The organism is Streptomyces sp. AC602_WCS936 (genome assembly GCF_019049125.1).
Classification (GTDB): Bacteria; Actinomycetota; Actinomycetes; order Streptomycetales; family Streptomycetaceae; genus Streptomyces.
The window spans coordinates 128,212-134,589 of the sequence record NZ_JAGMUF010000039.1 but is presented as its reverse complement, the minus strand read 5'-3'; the positions used below and the strand labels follow the sequence as shown (position 1 = coordinate 134,589).

The following is a 6,378-nucleotide window of genomic DNA, read 5'->3' as shown; positions in this document are numbered from 1 at the left end:
GCCCACGCCCACGCCCTCGCCCCAGCCGCCCCGCCCACGCCCACCGGTGGCCGCCCCCGAGCCGACCCCGACGCCGACACCCACCCCCAGCCCGACGCCCGAGCCGTCACCGCCCCCTGCCCCCACGCCGACGCCCACCCCGGAACCGACGCCGACCCCGACGCCCACGCCGACCCCACCGCCCGCCCCGGCCGTCTACCGGTGGAGCGAGCTGGCGTACGACGTCACCGGCGACGGCAGCGGCCCGGAGATGCGGCTGAGCGAGAGCGGCTGGGTGTGGCAGCGCTCGGCACTCTCGATCGGCGGCGAGCGGTACGCGCACGGCGTCACGGTGCACGGGCGCTCCAGCGCCGTCATCGACCTCAACCGCTCCTGCTCGTCCTACGACGCCCTGGTCGGCGTGGACGACCTGACGATGAAGCTGGGCAAGGTCCATTTCGCGGTGTACGCCGACGGCGTCCGGCTGTGGAGGTCGGGGATGGTCAAGGGCGGCGACCCGGCCGTGCCCGTCCACGTGGACCTCACGGGACGCGAGAGCGTGACGCTGGCCGTGGAGCCCCACAACCACCTCGACCGCGTGGCACTGGCCGACTGGGCGCAGTCCCGGTTCACGTGCGCGTAGGGATCAACGAGCAGGGCGACGGGGTCGTCCTGGACCACACACCCGCGGTCCGGTCGAGAGGCGCCCCGCGCCCCTGCGCCGCTGCCAGGGACACACTCCCCACGGCCTGGGACGCTCCTGCGAAGCCCCCGCGTCACCCCCGCCGCACAACCGCCCCCGCCCCGCCCAGCGCCCCCCGCTGCGGGGCGATCCCCGCGGGCACCGCCCGCTGCCGCGCGGGCGTGCCCGTCCAGCACGTGCCGCGCCGGGCGAGCAGGCGGCCGAGCCACAGCTCCAGGGAGACCAGGTCGGCCAGCCCGTCCAGCGGCAGTGCCTCACCCGCCGCGGCGGCCCGCACCGCCTTGCGCACGACCCGGGCCTCCACCAGCCCCGCCTCCGCGAGCAGCGGCGTGTCGAACAGCCCCAGCAGGGAGTCCGCCGCGACCCGCAGCCCGGTCCGCGCGGTCGAAGCGGCCACCGCCTGCGTCGGCGCCCCCCACCCGCTCGGCAGCTCGCTCACCCCCGCCCCTTCCAGCACCGTCCGCAGGATCGACGCCCGCGCCCCCGGCTGCACCCGCAGCGCCTCCGGCAGGGCCCGGCACGCGCGGACGACCTGGTTGTCGAGGAACGGCGTGTGCAGCCGCTGGAAGCGGATCTCGGCGGCCTGCTCCAGCACCCGCACGTCCGCCGCCTGCCGCGCCAGCGCCGCCCGCGCCCGGAAGTCGCCCGGCCGCTGCCCCGGCCCCACGCCGGACCGCTGCGACGACGTCTGCAGGCGAACCGATACTTCAGCCAGCGCCTCCCCGGTCAGCCACCGCGCCGCCGGCCCCGGCCCCGCCCAGGTCAGCACGGCCAGCGACGCGTCCATCGCCCCGTCGCCGGGCGCGTCGAAGCGGCGCCGCAGCAGCCGCTCGGAGAGCACCTCGAGCCCGGTCCGGTACGGCGTCCGCGCCAGCCGCCGCGCCGCGCCGTACACCCGCGCGGGGACCAGTACCGAGCCGTCCGCCTTGGCCATCGCGGCGACCGGCCGCACGAGGTGGCGCCGCTTGCGGTCCATGAGCAGGTCGGCGAGGCGGGCCGGGTGGGCGTCCAGCACCTGCCGCGCCCCGTACCCCGTGAAGTGGTCGGCGCTGCCCGCCGCGAGCCGCGCCCGGTGCCGTGCCGCCGCGATCAGGGAGGAGCCCGGTTCGTCGGTCAGCGGCCCGTCCAGGACGCCGTACGGCAGCATGTCCTCGCCGCCCGTGACGACGACGTGGTGCAGACGCGGGTTGGCCGCCAGTGCCCCCGCCCGCTCCACCTCGGCCTCCTGCCCGCCGACGGCGAGGTCGTTGAAGGTGACGGCCAGCAGCCGCTCCCCCGCCCCGGTGCCGTGCCCGAGCACGGTCCCCGGCATCCCCGGCAGCCCGGCGGCCAGCAGCGCCAGCGTCCCCGAGGCCGGTCCGCCGGACAGGTCGGCGCCGATGCCCGGTACCGGCATTCCGCGCGCGGCACGCCGTTCCGCGGGGCCCATGCCCGGGACCGGTCCGGGGTCGATGCCGTCGCCGGGGACGTGCCGGGGCGCGGCGAGACGTGTGCGCACGGCTTCCACCAGGGCGTCCCGTACGCCGTCCACCGCGCGGTCGGGGTCGGCGGCGGGCGCCGCGACGGCGAGGGAGGCCACCGGTTCGTACCCGGCGATCTCGCGCGCCCCGGCGCGCAGGATCAGCGCATGCCCCGGCGGAATGCGCTTCACGCCGTCGTACGGGGTGGAGTCGTCCAGCGCGGCCGGCACGTCGGGCGCGGCAAGCAGCGCGGCGAGGTGTCCGAAGTCGAGGTTGGCCTCGACGAGGTCGGCCAGGGGCAGCGCGGCGGTCGCGTAGGCGGTGCCGCCCGCCCAGGGGGTGTGGAACACCGGCCGCGCGCCCGCGAGGTCGCCGCAGACGGTGATGCGCCTGCCCACCTGGACCACGGCGGTGTAACTGCCCGGCCACGCGGTCAGGTGCCGAAGGGCCCCGCCCCGCGCGGCGAACAGCGCGACCCGCAACTGCTCGTCGCTCGCACCGCAGATGCCGAGCACGGCGATCCGGGTCTGCGGGTCGGCGGAGACGACGCGGACCTCGTCGGGGCGCCAGTCACCGACCGCCCACAGGGGATCGGGGTCGCCCCACAACAGCTGCGAACCGACGGGCTGCACGGTCTCACCGTCGTACCCGGTGGCCCCCGCCGAGCCGGCCGCACCGGCGATTCCACCGGCCCCCACGGCGGCGCTGCTCCACCCCACCAACCACCGCATCGACGCCTCCACAGGCTGGGGACAACCAGTGCACCGTACGAACTGGTCCCATGCTGCCATGAAGGGCGCGCCGCAGAGCAGCGGCGGAGCCGCATGTGCTCCCATGAATGCGCCCCCGCGGGTGTCCACCCGCGAAGGCCGACGGCCTGCTCGGAGGGCGTGAAGACGACGCGAATGCGCCCCCGCAACGCGCCCCTTGGCTACCCAACGCGCCCTCAATTTCCATGGTGAGGGCGGTGACACCCCGGAAACGCCGGGGTCGATTTTCAGCCAATTCGACGTTACGAAAGCACGCTCGGACACGCTCCGTACAGGCTCTGCGCACCATCCGGCGACGGGCGGTCCGCGCGCAGTCCGGGAGGCGAGGCACACCCCCCGGACCGGTCCGCCGCCCGCGGGGATGTAGGCGGCGGTGTCCCCCAGCCCACTGGATCCAGTACAGCGGGCCGACCCACGCACCGCCCATGGAACCGCTCCCGGTATGGCCGGAGAAGAGCGCACGGCCGGGCGCACGGCCACACAGCGGGAGCACGCGGCAACGGACCGTGCTGGAGCCGCACTTGAGTACGGGCCACAATCCCGCCATCCGGAACAATGCCTCTTAACGCATGGGATGCGGCGAACTACGCTGGGTTTACGAATGCCGCGTGGTTATGCCAGCGCGGCAGCCGTCTGTGTCGAGGGGTGGCGCATGTCCAGGGAGCAACGCGGGCCGAACGAAAAGCTCGGCGCCGTTCTCGCCCTCGCGGGAATCAGCAACGCAGGTCTCGCCCGGCGCGTCAACGACCTCGGCGCCCAACGCGGGTTGACGCTGCGCTACGACAAGACGTCGGTGGCGCGCTGGGTGTCGAAGGGCATGGTGCCGCAGGGTGCGGCGCCGCACCTCATCGCCGCCGCCATCGGCCAGAAGCTCGGCCGCCCGGTGCCGCTGCACGAGATCGGCCTGGCGGACGCGGACCCCGCCCCCGAAGTGGGCCTCGCCTTCCCCCGGGACGTCGGCCAGGCGGTCCGGTCGGCCACCGAGCTGTACCGCCTCGACCTCGCCGGCCGCCGCTCCGGCGCCGGCGGCATCTGGCAGTCGCTGGCCGGTTCGTTCGCGGTGAGCGCGTACGCGACGCCCGCCTCACGGTGGCTGATAACCCCGGCCGACAGCTCGGTGGCGCGCGAGCCGGGCCCGGCCGAGGACTCCGGCGCACCGCTCAAAGTCGGCCACAGCGATGTGCAGAAGCTGCGGGAGGCCGCCGAGGACGCCCGGCGCTGGGACTCCAAGTACGGCGGCGGCGACTGGCGTTCGTCGATGGTCCCCGAGTGTTTACGCGTCGAGGCGGCACCGCTCCTCCTCGGCTCCTACTCCGACGAGGTCGGCCGCGCCCTGTTCGGCGCCTCGGCCGAACTGACCCGCCTGGCCGGCTGGATGGCCTTCGACACCGGCCAGCAGGAGGCGGCCCAGCGGTACTACATCCAGGCCCTGCGCCTGGCCCGCGCGGCGGCCGACGTCCCGCTGGGCGGCTACGTGCTGGCCTCCATGTCCCTCCAGGCGACCTACCGCGGTTTCGGCGACGAGGGCGTGGACCTCGCCCAGGCCGCGCTGGAGCGCAACCGGGGCCTGGCCACGGCACGCACCATGAGCTTCTTCCGGCTGGTCGAGGCCCGCGCCCACGCGCGCGCGGGTGACGCCCCGGCGGCCGGCGCCGCCCTAAAGGCCGCCGAGAGCTGGCTGGAGCGCGCCCGGCCGGGCGACAGCGACCCGACGTGGCTGGGTTTCTACTCCTACGACCGGTTCGCCGCCGACGCGGCCGAGTGCTACCGCGACCTGAAGGCACCACGCCAGGTCCGCCGCTTCACCGAGCAGGCCCTGTCGAAACCGACGGAGGAGTTCGTACGCTCGCACGGACTCAGGCTCGTCGTCTCGGCGGTGGCCGAGCTGGAGTCCGGCAACCTGGACGCGGCCTGCGAACAGGGCGTGCGGGCGGTCGAGGTGGCCGGCCGCATCTCCTCGGCCCGCACCACCGAGTACGTGAAGGACCTCCTGCACCGCCTGGAGCCGTACGGCGACGAGCCGCGCGTGGTCGAGCTGCGCGAGCGCGCCCGGCCGCTGCTGATGACCACGGCCTGACGACCGCTGCCTGACGACCGCTGCCTGACGACCGCTGCCTGACGACCGCTGCCTGACCGACATCACGCCCGGCCCGGGTTTGAAGGCATTGTCAGTGGCGCAGTGCACTATCGGAACCGGGAGGTGGGCCGGGAGATGGCACAAGTACGGACCGTGACCGGGCACGACTGCGACGTGCTGGTGATCGGCGGCGGGATCGTCGGCCTGTCGACGGCGTACGCGATCACGCGCGCGGCGCCGGGCACCCGGGTGACGGTGCTGGAGAAGGAGCCGGGACCGGCCCGGCACCAGACGGGCCGCAACAGCGGCGTCATCCACAGCGGCGTCTACTACCGCCCGGGCTCGCTGAAGGCCCGCTTCGCGGTGCGGGGCGCGGCGGAGATGGTGAAGTTCTGCGCGGAGTACGGCATCCCGCACGCCGTCACCGGCAAGCTGATCGTCGCCACCGACCGCGCCGAGCTGCCCCGCCTGCACGCCCTGGTGCAGCGCGCCCGGGAGAACGGCATACCGGTGCGCGAGCTGGGCGCCGCCCAGATCCCGGAGTACGAGCCGGAGGTCACGGGCCTGGCCGCCATACACGTCGGCACGACCGGCGTCTGCGACTACGTGGCCGTGGCCCGGCAGCTGGCGCACGCCTCCGGCGCGGAGATCCGCTACGGAGCCCAGGTCCGGCACGTCGACCGCCGCCCCGGCCGCGGGGTCGCCGTCCGCACCCGCTCGGGAGACGTGCTCCGCGCCCGGGTCATGGTCAACTGCGCGGGACTGCACTGCGACGAGATCGCCCGCCTGACCGGCGACGACCCCGGCATGCGGATCGTGCCCTTCCGGGGCGAGTACTACGAGCTGGCGCGTCCGGAGCTGGTGCGGGGCCTGGTGTACCCGGTGCCGGACCCGGCGTTCCCGTTCCTCGGGGTGCATCTGACCCGGGGGATCGACGGCGGTGTGCACGTCGGGCCCAACGCGGTGCCGGCCCTCGCCCGGGAGGGGTACGGCTGGGGCGTGGTGCACCCCCGCGAGCTGGGCGGGACGCTGGCCTGGCCGGGCTCGTGGCGGATAGCCCGGCGGCACTGGAGGTACGGAGCGGGCGAGCTGCGACGGTCGCTGTCCAAGGCGGCGTTCACCACGGCCGTGCGCAGGCTGCTGCCCGCGGTGACGGAGGACGACCTGGTGGCGGCGCCCGCGGGGGTGCGGGCACAGGCGGTACTGGCGGACGGGACGCTGGTGGACGACTTCCTGATCCACGAGGGCGCCCACGCGGTACACGTCCTCAACGCCCCGTCCCCCGCCGCGACGGCCTCCCTCCCCATCGGCCGCGAGGTGGGCCGGCGGGCCCTGGCCATGCTGGGCGCCACCTGACCGGGCGGCCCCCGGCCCGGGGAGGCCCCGCCC

Annotated in this window: 4 protein-coding genes; 3 read left to right on the top strand and 1 reads right to left on the bottom strand. The window is 75.3% G+C overall.

Annotation, left to right across the window (positions count from 1 at the left end; translation table 11 throughout):
- Positions 1-622: NPCBM/NEW2 domain-containing protein (locus KUM03_RS15260; protein ID WP_217248835.1), on the top strand; the 622-nt coding region annotated here is incomplete at its 5' end.
- A 133-nt stretch (positions 623-755) separates the two neighbouring features.
- Here KUM03_RS15260 and KUM03_RS15255 read toward each other — a convergent pair.
- Positions 756-2,873: an asparagine synthase-related protein gene (locus tag KUM03_RS15255; protein WP_217248833.1), complete on the bottom strand. Its 2,118-nt coding sequence runs from the start codon at positions 2,871-2,873 to the stop codon at positions 756-758.
- Between the two features lie 691 nt (positions 2,874-3,564).
- Here KUM03_RS15255 and KUM03_RS15250 point away from each other — a divergent pair.
- Positions 3,565-4,989: an MFS transporter gene (locus KUM03_RS15250; protein WP_217248831.1), complete on the top strand. Its 1,425-nt coding sequence runs from the start codon at positions 3,565-3,567 to the stop codon at positions 4,987-4,989.
- Positions 4,990-5,124: 135 nt separating this feature from the next.
- Positions 5,125-6,345, top strand: coding sequence for an L-2-hydroxyglutarate oxidase (lhgO, locus tag KUM03_RS15245; protein WP_217248829.1), 1,221 nt, complete (start codon positions 5,125-5,127; stop codon positions 6,343-6,345).
- Positions 6,346-6,378: the final 33 nt, after the last annotated feature.